Annotated in this window: 16 protein-coding genes and 8 pseudogenes; 15 read left to right on the forward strand and 9 right to left on the reverse strand. The window is 44.4% G+C overall.

The features are described from left to right. Positions 1–256 precede the first annotated feature (256 nt). Positions 257–1117 (forward strand): fimbrial protein, encoded by an 861-nt coding sequence (locus tag HH682_RS14500; RefSeq protein ID WP_214238234.1) that lies wholly within the window; start codon positions 257–259, stop codon positions 1115–1117. A 112-nt stretch (positions 1118–1229) separates the two neighbouring features. On the opposite strand, the pseudogene HH682_RS14505 reads toward HH682_RS14500, so the two are convergent. Together HH682_RS14505 and HH682_RS16055 are read right to left on the reverse strand one after the other, a co-directional pair. Then, a pseudogene (locus HH682_RS14505) lies at positions 1230–1459 on the reverse strand (IS3 family transposase); the annotation flags it as partial. Continuing rightward, positions 1446–1535 (reverse strand): annotated as a pseudogene (locus HH682_RS16055) (transposase); the annotation flags it as partial. The pseudogenes HH682_RS14505 and HH682_RS16055, both read right to left, overlap by 14 nt. Positions 1536–1815: 280 nt before the next feature. Here HH682_RS16055 and HH682_RS14510 point away from each other — a divergent pair. From HH682_RS14510 to HH682_RS14530, 5 genes and pseudogenes are all read left to right on the forward strand, one after another. Next, on the forward strand, positions 1816–2943 hold the full coding sequence (locus HH682_RS14510) for an RICIN domain-containing protein (protein ID WP_214238235.1): 1128 nt from the start codon (positions 1816–1818) through the stop codon (positions 2941–2943). Between the two features lie 196 nt (positions 2944–3139). After that, positions 3140–3667: pseudogene (locus HH682_RS14515) on the forward strand (Tn3 family transposase); the annotation flags it as partial. Positions 3668–4008: 341 nt separating this feature from the next. Next, complete coding sequence (locus HH682_RS14520; RefSeq protein ID WP_338049357.1) at positions 4009–4680, forward strand: amino acid ABC transporter permease; 672 nt, start codon at positions 4009–4011, stop codon at positions 4678–4680. 4 nt (positions 4681–4684) lie between these two features. Next, positions 4685–5449 (forward strand): amino acid ABC transporter ATP-binding protein, encoded by a 765-nt coding sequence (locus HH682_RS14525; RefSeq protein ID WP_214238236.1) that lies wholly within the window; start codon positions 4685–4687, stop codon positions 5447–5449. 17 nt (positions 5450–5466) lie between these two features. Continuing rightward, positions 5467–6237 carry an amino acid ABC transporter substrate-binding protein gene (locus tag HH682_RS14530; RefSeq protein WP_214238237.1) on the forward strand — a complete coding sequence of 257 codons (771 nt, stop codon included), beginning with the start codon at positions 5467–5469 and terminating at the stop codon, positions 6235–6237. Between the two features lie 33 nt (positions 6238–6270). Here HH682_RS14530 and HH682_RS14535 read toward each other — a convergent pair. The 5 genes and pseudogenes from HH682_RS14535 to HH682_RS14555 all read right to left on the reverse strand — a co-directional run. Beyond that, a pseudogene (locus HH682_RS14535) lies at positions 6271–6726 on the reverse strand (M20/M25/M40 family metallo-hydrolase); the annotation flags it as partial. A 132-nt stretch (positions 6727–6858) separates the two neighbouring features. Beyond that, positions 6859–7281 carry a hypothetical protein gene (locus tag HH682_RS14540; RefSeq protein ID WP_214238238.1) on the reverse strand — a complete coding sequence of 141 codons (423 nt, stop codon included), beginning with the start codon at positions 7279–7281 and terminating at the stop codon, positions 6859–6861. Continuing rightward, positions 7274–7975 (reverse strand): hypothetical protein, encoded by a 702-nt coding sequence (locus tag HH682_RS14545; RefSeq protein ID WP_214238239.1) that lies wholly within the window; start codon positions 7973–7975, stop codon positions 7274–7276. The genes HH682_RS14540 and HH682_RS14545 overlap by 8 nt, the downstream gene beginning before the upstream one ends. 183 nt (positions 7976–8158) lie before the next feature. Continuing rightward, a pseudogene (locus tag HH682_RS14550) lies at positions 8159–8804 on the reverse strand (DUF4158 domain-containing protein); the annotation flags it as partial. A gap of 99 nt (positions 8805–8903) precedes the next feature. Next, positions 8904–9605, reverse strand: a pseudogene (locus HH682_RS14555) (amidohydrolase); the annotation flags it as partial. Positions 9606–9899: 294 nt separating this feature from the next. On the opposite strand from HH682_RS14555, the gene HH682_RS14560 reads away from it, so the two are divergent. The 6 genes from HH682_RS14560 (at position 9900) to HH682_RS14585 (ending at position 13985) form a co-directional block, all read left to right on the forward strand. Next, positions 9900–10706, forward strand: coding sequence for a MetQ/NlpA family lipoprotein (locus tag HH682_RS14560; protein WP_214238240.1), 807 nt, complete (start codon positions 9900–9902; stop codon positions 10704–10706). Between the two features lie 127 nt (positions 10707–10833). Continuing rightward, a complete protein-coding gene (locus tag HH682_RS14565; RefSeq protein ID WP_214238241.1) occupies positions 10834–12105 on the forward strand; it encodes an OprD family outer membrane porin in 1272 nt (423 codons plus the stop codon). Positions 12106–12470: 365 nt separating this feature from the next. Continuing rightward, positions 12471–12797, forward strand: a complete 327-nt coding sequence (locus HH682_RS14570; RefSeq protein ID WP_214238242.1) for a hypothetical protein — start codon at positions 12471–12473, stop codon at positions 12795–12797. A 395-nt stretch (positions 12798–13192) separates the two neighbouring features. After that, positions 13193–13456: a Thoeris anti-defense Tad2 family protein gene (locus HH682_RS14575; RefSeq protein WP_214238243.1), complete on the forward strand. Its 264-nt coding sequence runs from the start codon at positions 13193–13195 to the stop codon at positions 13454–13456. A gap of 27 nt (positions 13457–13483) precedes the next feature. Then, positions 13484–13726, forward strand: a complete 243-nt coding sequence (locus tag HH682_RS14580) for a hypothetical protein (RefSeq protein WP_214238244.1) — start codon at positions 13484–13486, stop codon at positions 13724–13726. Between the two features lie 61 nt (positions 13727–13787). Continuing rightward, on the forward strand, positions 13788–13985 hold the full coding sequence (locus tag HH682_RS14585) for a DUF2560 family protein (RefSeq protein WP_214238245.1): 198 nt from the start codon (positions 13788–13790) through the stop codon (positions 13983–13985). Between the two features lie 148 nt (positions 13986–14133). Here HH682_RS14585 and HH682_RS14590 read toward each other — a convergent pair. Beyond that, positions 14134–14289: pseudogene (locus HH682_RS14590) on the reverse strand (Tn3 family transposase); the annotation flags it as partial. A 256-nt stretch (positions 14290–14545) separates the two neighbouring features. On the opposite strand from HH682_RS14590, the pseudogene HH682_RS15895 reads away from it, so the two are divergent. The 3 genes and pseudogenes from HH682_RS15895 to HH682_RS14600 form a co-directional block, all read left to right on the forward strand. Beyond that, positions 14546–14680: pseudogene (locus tag HH682_RS15895) on the forward strand (type VI secretion system tube protein Hcp); the annotation flags it as partial. Between the two features lie 72 nt (positions 14681–14752). Beyond that, positions 14753–15115 (forward strand): tlde1 domain-containing protein, encoded by a 363-nt coding sequence (locus tag HH682_RS14595; protein ID WP_214238246.1) that lies wholly within the window; start codon positions 14753–14755, stop codon positions 15113–15115. Next, positions 15112–15579 carry a hypothetical protein gene (locus HH682_RS14600; protein WP_214238247.1) on the forward strand — a complete coding sequence of 156 codons (468 nt, stop codon included), beginning with the start codon at positions 15112–15114 and terminating at the stop codon, positions 15577–15579. Before HH682_RS14595 ends, HH682_RS14600 begins: the two co-directional genes overlap by 4 nt. A gap of 921 nt (positions 15580–16500) precedes the next feature. Here the strand turns inward: HH682_RS14600 and HH682_RS14605 are convergent. Next, on the reverse strand, positions 16501–16902 hold a 402-nt coding region (locus HH682_RS14605; protein ID WP_250318720.1), incomplete at its 5' end, for a pesticin C-terminus-like muramidase.

Here is a 16902-nt window from a genome sequence, read left to right on the forward strand (position 1 = left end):
GAAAGATATGAAATGAATAATAGTATTAATCTATGCACAGTGAGAAAATAGAATGAAGTACTTAATATTTCTTTTGATATTATTTTTTAGTGTGACGTCTAATGCTACCTGTTTTACTAATCATGTATTACAGCACTCATCACCGATATCGATAGATCTATCAGACAAGTTGTCGGCGCAATCCCCCACGTGGACAACCACTGTCAACACCACATTTTATGGCGCTTTTACTTGCACAACCTCGAGTAGCACTTTTTTGTATACACCATTATTAGTTAACCAAAGCATATATAAAACCATTGTGAGTTTCAGTAATGGAAAATATAAAGTTCTAGCAGAGATAACCAATAAAATGGATAATAAGACACTCTCTGGAAGCCGCACGATTGATGCACGTCAATTAAATGTTCCATTAACGATTAAATTTTCCCTTATAGATAAAGAGGGAAAGTCATCATCCGGTAACGTCGTAAACTTACCCGACACACTCATATTAACTGATCTTAGTGGGCTTTCTTTTTTAGAAACCATCATGTGGCCCTTGAGGCAATTATACAAAATTGCCACTTGGCTACTAAATGGATTCTATTGGCCTTATGATGAAAGAAATATGTATTCTCAACCGATGATATTGACTTACGCCCCTAAGTCCACCTCCTGTAGTTTAACCAACTCTGGGATCACGATAAACCTTCCGAAATTAAGTATTCAGCAGGTTGCTAGTCAACCCACACCTGGGTTTACCTCATTTAATCTTAATTTTAGTTGTAATAATTTAGGATCTAATAATAAAACTGATAGAGCTATCGATATTTTTTTATCAAGCTCCACTTTACTCCCTACAGATCAAATGACTCTTATCGATAATAGTAATAACTCAGCAAAAGGTGTTGGCTTTCGTGTTGTCAATATTAAGGACATGAGTAAACCACTTATTTTTTCTACTTCTCAAACAGTTAAGGGAAACGGCACATCTATTTTTTCCATTCCAAGTAATAATAACTTAAACAGTCATTTTAGTATCCCTCTTGGCGCTTATTATTATGTTTGGGATAAGAAAAAATTGTCCCAAGGAACGTTGAACAGTACGGCTGTTGTAAATATTGTTTATCCTTAATGTTGTAATATAAAATGGCTAGTAATAATAAATTCCAGTAAAAAAACTAACCCCCCTTATCCCAAAATGGGTAAGGGGGGATGCTCCTACCCCGAGTAATGTGGATAGGGTCCTAAGGCAGGGTCTGGTTTTCAAATTGTTCCGGGCTGAGGCCGACACAGACAGCGTGTCGACGCCAACAATTGTCATCGCACTCGATATCATTAAACACTGTTGCCCGCATGGTTTCCCGACTGACAAAGCGCTCGTCGTGAATACATTGAACTCTCAGCGTGTGAAAGAAGCTTTCTGTGCAGGGTTATCATTGCCGTGATCTCTGGTGCTCAGGCTCCCGGCATAGTTCAGGAACAGGAGTACCCGCTTCACCCTGCTTAAGCATGGCGATGATCTGGCTGTTAGTAAAACGTGATCTTTTCATAGAAATCCCGCTAATTCAGGTTAGTAGAAAATTCTACTTATTCACACACCGATTTTTCGGGAGGATTATCCTGCTATTTTCATATAAATTACAGTAAATTCAGAATGTTATGTTTTTTAATAATCTCTATATGGAGGAGTTTGTTATGAGAAAGTTAAGTGTATGTACCATTGCCATAGCCGCATATTTTTTTGCAAATACTTCCTAAGCTTCGACACCACGGATAAGTTGGTCCCTGAAGGACGCCCCTTCATCCGGAGTTAACGAGCTTCACTTCCCGATGTCCTTTTCACTTACCCCTGATGCGAGCGGATTGTATTTTGCTTACTACACTACGTTAACCGGGGGCAGTCGCCCTTACACAGGATTCCAGCCCAAGCCTCCGAGAGTGTCAGGAAAGCATACTTACCAGTCTGTTTTTAGCTCGTTTAATCGCGCGGCCAAAACTGAAGACGGAAATTGTGTTTATGGTGCAGACGGTGGAGATGGAGTCAGTTGCTCTATACAGTTTGAGGTTGAACCAGGACGATTTTATAGCAACAGACTATCAGTATCCCTCAAAAATAATGATGTGTATTACTATTCTGGCGATGTCTATGATGACAGCACTAATCAGAAAATAGCCCACATTGGCAGCTTCACTATACCATTAAGTGCAGGGGCTGGTTTATTCAAAATAAAGGATGGCGGATTTATTGAGGCCTATCTTCATGCCGGATGTACACAAAAAGTCAGTGCAACATATGGCGAAGTGACAGGTTACCTTGACGGTAATAAATATTCTGGAAATCCAGTAAAGGGTAGTGTTCCTAAAACTGGCAACTGCGTTAATACTGTGTTCAGCGCTTCAAATATTCCTGATAGCACTGATGTAAAAGTAACGGATACTCAGCCGGTTCCTAAACCTACGTATTCAACGATTGTTAACAAGTATAAGGGGGATTCAGGTAATGATAATCGGTGTCTCAGAGTATTTAATAATAATAATTCTGCGGAAATGGGGGGATGTAATGGACAAGGCAGTGATTATGCCTCGATGAGACAGTGGCAATTTAGTAAGACAAACAGTGGTTATTATCTGATAAAAAATAAATATAAGGGTGATTCAGGCAACGATAATCGCTGTCTGCGTGTATTGGCCAGTGGTAACTCGACTGAAATGGGCGCGTGTACTGGTCAGGGAGGTGCTTCTGATTACGACTCCATGGGATATTGGAGTGTGGTCGATTCTGGTACTGGCTACATTCTGTTAAAAAATAAATATAAAGCTGATTCAGGCAACGATAATCGTTGTCTGCGTGTAGTGGCCAGTGGTCACTCAGCCGAAATGGGAGCATATGCCGGTCAGGGAGGTGCTTCAGATCACGACTCCATGCGATACTGGAAATATGATGGGGCGTTAAACTAGGTTAAGAGATTATATCTGACACGATGATCGTCTCATATAGGTAAACCCAAAGCAGGCAATCCGGTGAGACAGTTTTGCTGTCTCATTTGGGTTGTTTTTGTCTCATCTGCAAGTTACGTTTCCTAACCTAAAGTCTAACGAGACACTTTTAGCAACATGACACTTTATAGCTATGCCCGCGTTTCAACCAGTGACCCGGACCGCAGGTTCGCTGAAATTGGGTAAAGTTCAGTCATCGGTGCTGATTCGCTCATTACTGAAAAGTGAACGACCGTCCGGACTTACGCAGGCAATTATCGAGGTGGCGAGAATCAATAACACGCTGTATTTATCTCATTATATTGATGATGAGGTCTATCGCCGCCGCATTCTGACCTAACTGAACAGCGGGGAGAGTCACCACGCTGTTGCCAGAGCAGTTTGTCATGGTCAGAAAGGTGAAATAAGCAAGCGATATAGCGACGGCTAGGAAGATAAGCTTAATGCGCCGGGGCTGGTGACTGACGCAATAGTGCTGTAGAACACCCTCTCTATGCAGGCTACGCTGGATCATCTTCGGGCGTAAGGCGAAATAGTTAATGATGAAGATAGCGCAAGCCTTTCCCCGCGTTATTACGAACATATCCATATGCTCGACCATTATACTTTTACGCTGGCAGTACAAGTGACAAAAGGGCCTCTGAGGCTATTAAAAGAGGCGACAGAGGAGGTTAATATTGCTTAACGTGAGTGTTCATTCCATTGAGCGTCAGACCCCTATTATGTTATGTGGGAATTATTCTTTTAAGGAGCAAGCCGCAATTTCTGGTCTAGATGGAGCGTGATTTAAAAACATAACAGCATGTTAGCTAACGATTTTAACTCTTGATAGGGCCCTTTTAGGGGAAATGTGCACAAAACCGCTTTTTCAACAGTTTGGGCAGAAAAAGCATAGAGAGTTAACACTTGTTCTAAATCAATATCTAAATGATATTTCCCTCCTTCCATTTCCTGCTTAAAATAGAGAGAGTTGCTATCGCTAATGATAGTTTTGATTTTTTAACCTATTTCAATGGAAGGTGGACTGTGCCAGATTGGCTGAATCTTGCCGCGGAATCATTCTGGCCAATGCTACATGCCGGATTGACTTTTACAATACCCTTAACGCTACTGGCCTTTGTGCTGGGCTTATCGCTTGGTTTTTTGGTCGCCCTTGCACGCCTATATGGGCCAAAGCCTTTACAATATTTTGTGCGCTTTTATGTCTGGTTGTTCCGAGGAACCCCTCTGTTAGTGCAGCTATTCTTAATATTCTACGCCTTACCCAGTGTCGGGATCACGATATCCGCCTTTCCAGCGGCGGTGATCGGTTTTACCCTGAATATCGGTGCCTACTCCTCTGAGATCATTCGCGCGACCATTAAATCTGTCCCGGTCAGCCAGTGGGAAGCCGCGCACTCTATTGGTATGAGTTGGCGCCAAGCATTGGTACGGATTATTCTGCCGCAAGCGGCCAGAATTGCCGTTCCGCCACTCTCTAATACCTTTATTTCGTTAGTAAAAGATACCTCGTTGGCCTCGGTGATTACGGTTCCTGAGATGTTTTTAGCCGCGCAACGTATTGCGGCGGTAACCTACCAACCGTTGATTCTGTATATCGAAGCCGCGCTTATCTATCTGTTTTTCAGCACGATTTTATCTGTATTACAAAATAAGCTTGAAAAGCATTTCTCACGAGAAACCGTGACAGGAGTATAGCGAGATGATTTCATTACAGGGGATTAACAAATATTTTCAGGACAACCATGTGCTGAAGGATATCAGTTTAACGCTGCCCAAAGGTTCAGTTACCGCACTGATTGGCCCTTCAGGAAGCGGAAAAAGCACCCTATTACGTTGTGTTAACTTACTGGAAATTCCTCAGTCCGGTCAGATGCAACTCGGTGACGCGCAACTGGTGTTTAGTCAAAAACCACCCCGTACGCGAGACATCCAAAAGATCAGTCGACAAACCGGAATGGTCTTTCAAAATTTCGCCTTATTCCCGCACAAAACCGTGATTGAAAATATTACAGAAGGCTTAATTGTTGTTCATCGCCTACCCAAAGCGGAGGCCATCGCGCGAGCGGAGGCATTGCTTGAGAAAGTCGGCCTTATTCATAAACGAAATGTGTTGCCTGCAACATTATCGGGGGGACAGCAGCAACGCGTTGCTATTGCCCGAGCGCTTGCCCCCTCGCCACAAGTGCTGTTATGTGATGAGCCAACTTCAGCATTGGATCCTGAACTCGCGGCGGAAGTAGTTTCAGTGCTCCGCCAGCTTGCCAATGAGGGGACAACGATGTTGATGGCGACGCACGATCTGCGTTTAGCGGCTTCGGTCGCGAATCAGACCATTTTTCTTGAAGCGGGAGAGATCGTGGAAACGGCTGACTCGGCAACTCTTTTTCATTCCCCACAAAAAGCACGTACGGCAGAGTATATTGCCACCTTAACGGAAGGCCTCCCTGTAGGCACCCCAACTTAATTTGACCTGGAGTTGTCATGAAAAAGAATTATTTAGCAGTAGCAGCCATGTTAGTTCCTCTAGGATTTGCGAGCACAGCGATGGCAGACACCCTTGCCAATGTGAAATCCTCTGGCCAGTTAAAGATAGGTACTGAGGGGACTTATGCGCCTTTCACTTTTCATACTATTTCTGGGGATCTCACTGGCTTTGATGTAGAGATCGGTGAAGCGATTGCTAAACAGCTTAAGGTAAAGCCTGTTTTCGTGGAAAGTAAATGGGATGGTCTTATCGCTGGGTTGGATGCGAAACGCTACGATGTGGTGATCAATGAAGTCGGGATTAGTCCAGAGCGTCAGAAAAAATATGCTTTTTCAGCGCCGTATATTGCCTCGAAAGCGGTACTCATAGTGAAAAGTGATAACGACACGATTCATCAATTCAGTGATCTTAAAGGAAAGAACTCCGCGCAATCGCTCACCAGTAACTATGCACAAATTGCCCGTCAATATGGTGCGCAGCTAGTGAATACTGATGGCTTTAACCAAGCTGTCGACTTAGTGGTACAGGGCCGCGCAGACGCCACGGTCAACGATAACCTCTCTTATCTCGACTTTAAAAAACACCGCGCAAACGCACCAGTGAAAGTGGTGGCCTCAGAAGATAACGCGAGTGCTTCTGGCGTATTAATGCGTAAGGATGATGCCTCGTTGCAAACTGCGATCAATACCGCATTGTCTGAACTGAAGAAAGACGGTACTTATCAAAAAATCTCTCAGAAATACTTCGGCGCAGACGTCTCGCATTAATCTGCTATCAGCCCCCAGTTGGGGGCTGAATTATTATTGGGCAAGTGTTAATCCACCGATAGCCAATTTCGCTAGGTAATGAGCAGTCGGAAGCAGGACTTGGTCATTAATGCGAAATGCAGGGTGATGTAAGGCATAGGGCTCACCCGTCCCCACCATAATGAATGCCCCTGGCGTCTGCTGAAGATAATAAGAAAAATCCTCTCCGATAGGACTCGCCTCGACCTGTTTTGCGGTGAATCCGCTTTGTGTCGCCTGCTCTAAAGCGAATGTGGCCCAGTGGGGATCGTTTACCACTGAGGGGGGGCCTGCCTCCCAGCGTAAATCGATCTGCAATGCAAAGGCGGTAGAAAATCCCGCCACTATTTGTTGAAAGCGTTGTTCAATTAATTGACGAGCCTGCGCTGAAAAGCTCCTTACTGTACCTTCTAACCATGCCTTATCAGGAATGATGTTCCAGGCACTGCTACTGTGAAATTGGGTAATGGCCTGATGGGAGCGAAGCTACAAAACGCGACATTTGCTCTTTATCATAATGTCGCGTTTTACACAGCCAGAGCTGCCGACGTAGCTCTGATTATTATGCCCTCAGCTGATTATGCAATAACCAGTCGAAAATGATTATGTGAAATTGTAGACAACCTGCACAATTACGGTTTTCTCACCATTCAAAGCGCCGACATAAACAGATTCCTTAGGATCAGTTTTACGCCAACACGCTGACTCAAAGTCACATTCAGCCCGCTTATATCCTATGGACGTCAGATAATCTTCTATTTTACTGGTATCTTTCGTATCGTAGAATTTCACTGCATACACATGCGTCGCAGGTCCTGTTATGTTTGCAAAATCAAAGGAATAACGGGCGGAAATTCGCGGCATTTTTCTTAGTATGTCAGGAGTATAAAAATCATACTCCCGTTTATCCTGCTCGGTATAGTGAGCGTTGCCGGAAAACTCCATTTTAACCCATGGCCAGGCATAGGTGAGAGCAATAGCAATAACGATAATTGCACCACCGAATACCTTAAGTGACTTACGCATAGGGTAATGTACCCCCTTTAGCTTTGTCTATATATGAACCATCAGCGTTGACGATACCAACTATCCCCGAATGGAAGTCATTCCACGGTCTGACTGTCGTCATAAAATTCGGCAGTAAACCTTTGCGAGGCCTCGCATTGGGGAATTTTTCAGGGTCGGGGAATAAAAGTGGCAAAAAGGAATAATTTTTCCAGGAGCCGATCTTACCGTAATAATCCCATCTTTTTAGCGCCTCTGCTTTGCTAACTGGACGCAGAAGTTCAAAGGGATTAGCCATGGTGACAACACGGTAAAAACCCAACAAATCTGACACCAGATCTTCTCCGCTGAAGCCACTGTCTGTAACGCAATTGATGGGGAATGATGCCTGCAATCCTTCAAACTTCTTGGCCAGTGACATCATCATTGCCAGCGCAATGCTTCTGCGTTCGAAATACGAACGACCGCGTTTGATACGCCAGGTAATAAATTTACCCATTTTCATCGTTTTTGTCGGATCAATCATAGACTGAGAATAGGTAACGTCGTAGCGTTCCTTGCCTGCATATTCTCCAGAATCAATACTTCTCAACAGCGTTCTTATATCAGTCCCCTGAGCATGACCGAGATCAATCCATCCAAGGACTTCAGTATATATAAGGCCATATTTAAGACGACTTTGCCGGCCATCAATAATATCATTTCTCTTACTCATCCTTAATCTCCTTTCCTTTTTGATTTATTAAAAAAAATTAACTACCTTGCCCTCATAGGATTTTATATCTCTGGTCGAAACCTCTGGGCCTACTTTTAACGACAGTGTTAGCAAATGATTTTCTTAATTTGTTGAGTTTCCGGCCTTTACCCTGAGAATAGTCTGTCGGGTGGTATTAAATTCACGGGCCACAGCACTCACAGCTATTCCCAGACCGGGCCTTCCCAGGTCAGCTTTGAGGCCACTGAAGGTGACTTCGTTTATTCTGGCAGTGCCCGGTGCTTCGGCTGATAGTAAATGATTGATGGCAACCTTACTGTCGAGTGAAAGTCGGGTAAATAAGATGTTTTGTTGTTTTGTTACGCACTGGTGTACGGCTGAACGTATAAGCCGCTCCAGGTGCTCGGCAGCCGGCCGGTCAATCTGCTGTTCCTGACACCAGTCAGTAACAAGTTCGCTGCCGTGTACAGCCTGTGGATTTATCGGGAGAATAAATTCGGTTAAGCAGGCGCTGAGCCTTGCTATATCAGTCTTATCAGGGAGCCTGACACCCAGATAGAGACTAATATTCTGGCGGTGCCGCTGAGCCTGTCGTCCCTGAAGCGGGTCGTTTTCAAGGTATATAGAAGCGCATCCGATCTGCTCAGCAATAGCATGCACAACACCTGACGAGAAACCGTTTAATAATTCAGGGTAATGGCATATACCTGTCGGAATTTTAGTTGAATGGCAAATCCTAAACGCCCCGTATCGGTCATCCCCGGTAACAGGGCTCGTCCCAGTCATCAAAAGCCTGCTCCTGTGACAACATCCTAACTCCATGAATCATCAATGGGTAATCACTATGGCAACCATTTCACAGGTGAGTGGCTTTTACTCCGATCCAGATCAAAAAAGTCAGATGTCGCATTTTGCAGCTTCGCTGCCACAAGGCAGTAATGGAGACGACGGCATTATCCGCTGACGGCGTATTGCGGCTAATGATGGTTTGTAGGCTAGAGACTAATTGGCTGGCGATGACGATAGGATCGAGACTCTGTTCTGGTTTCGCAGTATGGCTGCCGATACCTTGAACGGTAATAGCAAAACGGTCCACGGCAGCGGTTAATGGACCGGCCTTACAGCCGATAGTCCTGGCAGGTAAAGAGGGGTTGTTATGAATACCGACGATGGCGAAGGCACCGCGTAGCGCACCGGTCGCGATAATCTCCCGCGCCCCTACGCCAATCTCTTCGGCGGCTTAAAACAATATACGAACTCGGCCCGAAAGCTGGGCCTCTTGTTGCTTTAAAATGATCGCGGTACCCAGTGCAGCGGCACTGTAAAAATCGTGACCACAGGCATGCATGATACCAGGGTGTTCTGACCGGAAACTGACATCAGCTTGCTCTTCTATTGACAGAGCATCAATATCTGAGCGAATAACGAAGAGCGGGCCTTGTTGGGGACCGACTTCGGCCACTCATCCAGTGTTGAGTGGAAAATTCAAAACGCGTATCTGGTGGTGTTCAAGTTGATGACGAATACGGCGAGTGGTCTCAAATTCTTCTGTTGAAAGCTCCGGAAAACGGCTAAGTTCTTGGCGAAAATTGATCAGGTAAGTCGTAAATTCCTCAGCGTCCAACGACATCATACCAACCTATCGCAATCGCGAATTATGATTGAAGGGGTTGAGCCTAGCAGCAACCGGTTTTTTTGTTAAAAGACGATAAGCGTAGAGCTTAGCAATAATCGATATAAGACGAGAACGGCGCTATCCAAGCGGGTCATTCTGGCCTTCCATAGGCGTTTTGGTCGGTATTGCGATAACCACTTCACCCCCACTTTCTCTTGCATCAGTCTCGAAGATTCAGTAGATTTATTTGGATGTCTAGATGCCCGCACATCCATAATAACCACTCGCGATGATGAACTTTGAGGATCCATGATGCATCACATAAGATTACTGCCATTGCTACTCGCTACCTGTTTGCTAGCTGCCTGTGATAAAGCACCAGAAGATATGTCACAAATAAAGGTTGGCGTGATAACCGGAGCCGAAGAGCAGGTCGCCGAAGTGGCCAAGCAGGTTGCTAAAGAGAAATATGGCTTAACCGTTCAATTGGTGAGTTTTAGTGGGTCGATTCTGCCTAATGATGCGACTAACCAAGGCGAGCTTGATGCCAATGTCTTTCAACACCGTCCTTTCCTTGCACAAGATAACGCTGCCCACGGTTACCATTTAGTCGCGGTAGGCAACACCTTCGTTTTCCCGATTGCGGCTTACTCACGTAAAATTCATTCGGTGGCACAACTGCAAGATCATGCCACGGTCGCGGTGCCTAATGATCCGACTAACTTAGGGCGCGCGTTACTGCTACTGGAAAAACAGGGACTATTAACCTTAGCGCCGGGCAAAGGACTTTTACCCACAATACTGGATATTACGAAAAATCCTCGGCAGCTGACTATCCTCCAGCTAGAAGGGGCACAGTTACCGCACGTACTGGATGACCCTAAGGTTGCTATCGCCATTATCAGTACGACCTATATTCAACAAACGGGGTTGTCGCCACTACGCGATAACATATTTATCGAAGATAAAAACTCCCCCTATGTCAACATTGTGGTCAGTCGCGAAGATCATCGCCAGGCCAAAAACGTGCAGGAATTTGTGAAGGCTTATCAGTCGCCAGAAGTGGCGAAGGCCGCAGAAACCTTGTTTAAAGGTGGCGCAATTCCAGGATGGTAATTATCTAAAAAAAGAATAAAAAAATAATTTTAATACTTTTTAAAACGTTATTAATGATGCTAGATTGTCAAAGTAAGTAAAATCTCCATATAAAAATTCATATAAATTTACATTATAGGCAGACACAGTGAACAAGGTTTTTTCTTTTTCTTTTTTAGCGATATTGGTTGCCCAACCTGCTTTTGCGGCGTCTCAACAGGAAAGTAACGGCTTCATCGAAGATAGCCACCTCGATCTATTGATTAAAAATGCGATGATTAATCGTAATTATAAAGATGAGGGAGTGCGCACGCGCCGTGAATGGGGCCAAGCCTTTATTGGGACTTATCGTTCGGGCTTTACTCAAGGCGCCGTAGGCTTTGGTGTCGATGCTATCGGTCAATATGCGGTACGTCTTGATGGTGGACGCGGACGGAGTGGTGCAGGGGGAATTGACTACTTTTCGCAAGACAGTGATGGCCGCGCGAAAAAAGAGTTAGCGAAATTGGGTGCCACGGCGAAAATGCGTTTTTCAAATACCGTTTTCAGTTACGGTACTCAACAGCCAACACTTCCTATTTTAACCTCGGACAGTTCTCGTCTTTTAGCGGAAACCTATACCGGTTTTATGCTGGATTCACAGGAGATCGACGGGCTTGATATCACTGGTGGCTATTTTACCGCCGAGCAGCGTAAAAGTGCTGAAAGCCACGACACTGGCTTGGATAATATTGCCTTTGGTGGCGTGAAATATGCCTTTAATGACCAATTTACGGCATCCGCTTATGCATCACATGTGCAAGACGTCGACAATAAACAGTATTTAGGGTTTACCTACACCCAACCTTTCACCGAAAAGCAGAAGATGGTGTGGGATTTCAATGGTTATAACTCTCGCTTAGATAAGTCTTACGCAGAGAGCATTAGTAGCGGACGTAGCAATACCATTTGGAGCTTAGCGGCGAGTTACACCTACGATATTCATACGCTTAAAATCGCTTACCAGCAAAATACTGGAAGCAGTGGCTATATGTATGGCGGCTACCGTAATAAAGGTGGTATTGGCGATGGCGGTAACACTATTTGGTTAGCGAACTCCTATTGGTCTGACTTCAACGGTGAAGATGAACGCTCTTGGCAAGCCGCGTATTCAGTGGATCTGGCAGGTTTAGGAATCGAAGGCTTACGTTATGACGTGGCCTATGTGCGAGGCGATAATATTAAAACCTCGGCCTCAAGCAATGGCCATGAGCATGAGTTCTTTAATCAGGTCCAATACAAGATCCCATCGGGTTTTGCTAAAGATCTTCAGTTAGGGATTCGTTACTCGGTACTACGTGTTTCCTCTGATGCGTCAGATTACAACGCTGGCGGTAATGAAATCCGGCTGATTGCGCAGTATCCGTTATCGATTTTCTAATCCCTTCTGGCCGTCATGCTAGCGTGGATGGCGGCCGTCGTCTTACTACCTTATTCCCTTAAGGTTTTGGTACTAAATCGCCGTTTATTAAGCTTCAATAATCCCTTTGAGCCAAACGTACTCCATCCTAGTTGGGCTGTGAGCGTAGAATCTAAGGCTTCTTATCGATGAGGTATTTAGAGATCTGATCATTCTAGTATTACGCCCTGAGATCCCAGCGATCCTCCCTAAGCTTGAAACCCGGTATAAAGATCTCCGTCAGCCTCGCGAAATTTCGATCTAAGCAGTCAAAACCGCCGCAAGTGTCGCTTAAAATCTTCAACAGTTAGGATAGTGGGTGACCGAAGTGGTGGGGGTGTCGGTGATTGGTTGATCGCGACGCACCTGTAGTGGTGCTAGGTGTCGAGAAGTACGATCTCCATTGCGCTATTTATTTTTACGGGGGATCAGGTTTAGGCATTAATTTTCAGCACCACACTCTGGCTGGGATGATGGCATATCAACCAATCCATTCCACACCCTCAGCCTTCGGCCCGGACTATACACTTTTTGCCGCACTGTTTTTTTGTGCTCAACTGAGCCTCGGTGGGGGAGTTTATCTAACCTTCCTTTTCAACGACTGCGGTTATTCTAGGGCGATAGGATTAGATTACGAAGTCTGGTTCCTAGCAGTTACCAAAACTGTTCGTTAAGTGTAGCCCTATCACACCATGAATATTAAGACTCTCCTCCTCTAAAGTTCCAGTTACCAATGGCTACCGCCAGTGGCGATAAGTCGTGTCTGTAAGGGTTGGACTCAAGTGATAGTTACCTTACATGGCGTAGTAGTCGGGGTCTGAAGCCCAACCGTACGAGATCGTACGCTAAGTGTATTTTTTGAGCAGAACAGGCGAGTAAAGAAAACGTAGGTTTTATTTATTCTTATCATTGATGCCAGTATCCATGCAGTTTCAGGCACTTCCGGCGTTAATAAACCCGGAAATCAAATCAACGTAAACCTGTCTGATAGCCCAGCGAGTTTATAGAATTAAAATCATATAGTTACGGTCTTAACGTACGTTTCCGCTCCATTGGGCTTCAAACCCCGATGATAGAAGGGCGCACAGTACGCCGTCAGGTATGGGCTAAAGAGCAATCCTTAAAGCTTGAGGCAGGATTCCTACCAAAAGACAGTGAAACCCTTTATGGCCGCGCTCTAGGTGTACCCGTTGAGTATTACCAGCAAGGCGCAGAAGGGGAAGAATTACGACAACTACAGGATCCCCAATTCCTCAAGCTGTTTAGTGATAAGACTACTGAGTGGAAGCCATCAACCATTGCAGTATTAGCATATGATTGGGAGTTAGTTTAGTGAACGAAGAAAACTGGGGCGTATAACATGCCTCAATATCGCAAGAAGCCAGTAATCATTGAGGCGATTCAATGGATGGGTAAAAACCGCTGTGAAATTTTTAATTTTGTAGGACGTGATGCAACTTACGGTGATGTTACGGGACTCACGATTAGAACCCTCGAAGGTGGTCACCACGCATCAGTGGGTGATTACCTCATCAAGGGGGTTAAAGGAGAGTGTTACCCATGCAAGCCTGACATTTTCCTCGCCACGTACGACAAAGTTTAGCTGTGCATCACAGAGCATCAAATCGGGTGCTGTTTAATGCCATCAACCTCAGGATAAGACAATGGTAGATACTAGTATTACCGAAGCACAGCAAAACCCGTTAGAACTCCTACAGACTGTCAATTACGACACCGCAGCAGTAACCGAAGCATTGGCATTTACTCAAAACGACACATTCAAGTATAAGCTGTTCATTCAGCAATATGGTCGCGTATATGCACAGAGAGATGTAGTAGCCCGCACCATCAAAGCAGTGTAAGAGTCGAAAGAGCCACTATCTGCATTAGGTGTAACGAATACAGCAGCATCAACTGATACTGCCGCAGCGAGTTAACAATACAGAGCCTCTATTCAGGTGCTCGATATTGATAATGAATAAGGAATAAATAATGACAAAGCCGGATTGGAGCTACGGCATGATGCCCCTCTCCCCGATTCAGTTGGATCAGGATGCGGCGGCGATAATCCTCATCATCGATATAATTAAGCAGATACAGCGTCTTGTTTACCCGACCTACCTCCATGATGGCCTGCGCCAGCCCTGACGGACGGGTCGCTGCAATGGCGTCCGGTGTGAAGTTCGGCAGAAAACCGCACAGTGCGACGGTGTCAGCACTCGGACTCATCCGGCAGGGGCTGTCATTTAAAACTGTGGCAGAGAAAACGGGTATATCCCGCGCTACCTATTTCCGTCTGAAACGGAAATCAACAGCAACTCATTTTATTGATTTAAATCAATAAAAACTAAAGTAGTGTTTCCGCCATAAAGGAACATAAGGTGATAATTACCCCCTTAATCACGAAAAAGGAGTTCGTTGGATGGCTATACCTGTTTATTTATGGCTGAAGGCCGATGGTAGAAATCCAGTCAAAGGATCTGTTGATGTGCAGCAACGCGAGGGAAGCATAGAGATAACCGCACTGGCTCACGGCTTATCACTCCCCACAGATGATCTGTCATCTCGACGGCAATATTATTCATTCTGATTCCTGGAAAGAGCGCCGCGCGGCATAGGAGAACAACACATGGCATGGATATACCACCAGAGTACCGGCGAACTATGGCACAACGGTAAGTTAATGGGTAAAGGCTATTCGGGGAATCTGACCAACAAAAACAACCCGGATCGGCAACACGTTAAAGGTATGGGGCCCATTCCTCGCGGAACGTATCGCATTGGCGGCTATACAAACTCAAAGGGGCCAATGACAATCACTCTGACTCAAACGTCTGGCGAGAGTTTCGGGCGCTCCCTGTTCCGTATCCACGGCGAGAAGAAGCCGCCGAAAGTCGCTGGATTCGTCTCTGAGGGCTGCATAATCATGGGACCGGTAGTACGCGGAAAAATTATTCATTCCGGTGATAACAAGTTAGAGGTTGTCAGATGATCCACCGTGGCATCGTTCTCGCAACTTGTATTCTTTCGGCCTCCTGTATGGCATCAGAAAGTAATTGGAACACTTACATTAATCGGGTCGTCAGCGCTGACCCAGTGACAATGCAGGCATTGCCCGCGAAGATTAAAAGCATTGGTGATAGCTTGGATGACAAGCACGCGGAACAACTGACGACCGCTATAAGCATGGCTCTGATTAAAGAGCCTGTAGCGGTGCTTGACGTCACCAATCAGTTTAAGACGAGCCCAGACCGCCTACAGCAGCGTTTTGGCACATTAATGATATGCAGCATTCCACTGATGACGAATGCCACAATGACACAGGTTGAGGAGTATTTCGCGAAGGCAGAACCCGTGCTGGAAAAGGCGGGAACTCCAGCCGCAGAATGTTTGAGTAATATGCGTGACACGATTGACGAAGTCAGACAAGAAACCGCACAAAACCAAGCAAAGTAATCCTCAGAACAAACCTGGCGCTCGCCGGGTTTTCTTAAAGTATGTGGAGTTGATTAAATTCAATTTAAAACAACAAATTATCTTCTTTACGTGGTTTTTTACACGGTTGACCCTCAAACCCCAATTACTGCGTCACCCCATCACTCCTGAAACCGTCTGAGGGGATAAATTAGATATTTGTAAAGTGATAACCAAGAGTGATTTTTCTTATGGGTATGACAAAGATATAAAAGATTTTATCAAAGGGAAAAAATATCCTTATTACAAAGAGCCTTGCGAATAGCTGGGCTTTTTGGGGCTTTAATCTCACAGGTGTATTCAAGTTATTACTTTGATCTTATTGTAAAAAATTCTTTCATATAATTGTCGCGTCGTTTATGTGAGGATGAAAACGGAAGCGGTACCTATTCATACACCACCAGCAAAAGCCAGTGCGACTACTCGTATACATTCGACTCTTCACAAGCAGAGTAACCAATCTTTTTACTGAGTGCCATCTTCTTTTTTGTTGCTCATAAAACTATTCATTAGGCTCTGAGTTACGAAAAACATTCCTATTGCTCCTATTGCAGTAACCACAGTAGCTGCATCTTTATCCCCATTAGCTTTACTGAGTAGGGTAGATAAGAAAACTACCCCATGTAGCTGTGAGAAAAGAAAGAATATATAGAGATATTTTTACTACATTTATTGGTTTTTTTATGACTATTTATAAAAAATTTTAATCAATTTCCATTCGTTAAGTATTGTATTCTTCTTCAATTTTTCTCGTACATCATTATTCCTTTTGTTCTTCTTATCATATTTATCACATCTTCTTTTTTGTTTTCTTCAAAATACCTTACCATATCTTTTGTCATCAAGCCTTGGTAGAGGAGATCTACAAAACATCTCTTATCTTACTGTTTAGTCTATTCCCTTCTAAAGATTTACTTCCTTTGAATTTTTGTAAAAAACAATAGCCCTTTTAACGTATTTATCATAGGTTATATAAAAAAGTTTAATTTGTTGTATTTCAGTTATCTCACCTATTTTGCTTTTGTTTTTTTTAACAAAATCAGCGGCTCTGCATCCTTGTAATATAGAGATTTTTGATATTTCTTCTGCTTGGTTTTGGGGGACTCCTGATGCTCTTAAATCTGATAAAATCTCAGATTTAAATCTTCGTCCCATATCATAACCTCTACCAATAGTTCCCCCAGAAGCATTTTTATTGCATTGATTGTAATTTCCGGGGAAGTGTATTGGTAATCCCCCCGAAAAATCGGTGTGTTCATAAGTAGAATTTTCTACTAACCTGAACTCAGGGGAGATTTCTATGAA

The sequence above is a fragment of the Rosenbergiella gaditana genome (genome assembly GCF_018494065.1).
In the GTDB taxonomy this organism is placed as follows: domain Bacteria; phylum Pseudomonadota; class Gammaproteobacteria; order Enterobacterales; family Enterobacteriaceae; genus Rosenbergiella; species Rosenbergiella gaditana.

Coding starts and splice junctions, on each gene's coding strand:
- HH682_RS14510 (WP_214238235.1), top strand. CDS start 1,816: ATGTCCTTTTCACTTACCCCTGATGCGAGCGGATTGTATTTTGCTTAC.
- HH682_RS14525 (WP_214238236.1), top strand. CDS start 4,685: ATGATTTCATTACAGGGGATTAACAAATATTTTCAGGACAACCATGTG.
- HH682_RS14530 (WP_214238237.1), top strand. CDS start 5,467: ATGAAAAAGAATTATTTAGCAGTAGCAGCCATGTTAGTTCCTCTAGGA.
- HH682_RS14540 (WP_214238238.1), bottom strand. CDS start 7,281: ATGCGTAAGTCACTTAAGGTATTCGGTGGTGCAATTATCGTTATTGCT.
- HH682_RS14545 (WP_214238239.1), bottom strand. CDS start 7,975: ATGAGTAAGAGAAATGATATTATTGATGGCCGGCAAAGTCGTCTTAAA.
- HH682_RS14560 (WP_214238240.1), top strand. CDS start 9,900: ATGATGCATCACATAAGATTACTGCCATTGCTACTCGCTACCTGTTTG.
- HH682_RS14575 (WP_214238243.1), top strand. CDS start 13,193: ATGATAGAAGGGCGCACAGTACGCCGTCAGGTATGGGCTAAAGAGCAA.
- HH682_RS14580 (WP_214238244.1), top strand. CDS start 13,484: ATGCCTCAATATCGCAAGAAGCCAGTAATCATTGAGGCGATTCAATGG.
- HH682_RS14585 (WP_214238245.1), top strand. CDS start 13,788: ATGGTAGATACTAGTATTACCGAAGCACAGCAAAACCCGTTAGAACTC.
- HH682_RS14595 (WP_214238246.1), top strand. CDS start 14,753: ATGGCATGGATATACCACCAGAGTACCGGCGAACTATGGCACAACGGT.
- HH682_RS14600 (WP_214238247.1), top strand. CDS start 15,112: ATGATCCACCGTGGCATCGTTCTCGCAACTTGTATTCTTTCGGCCTCC.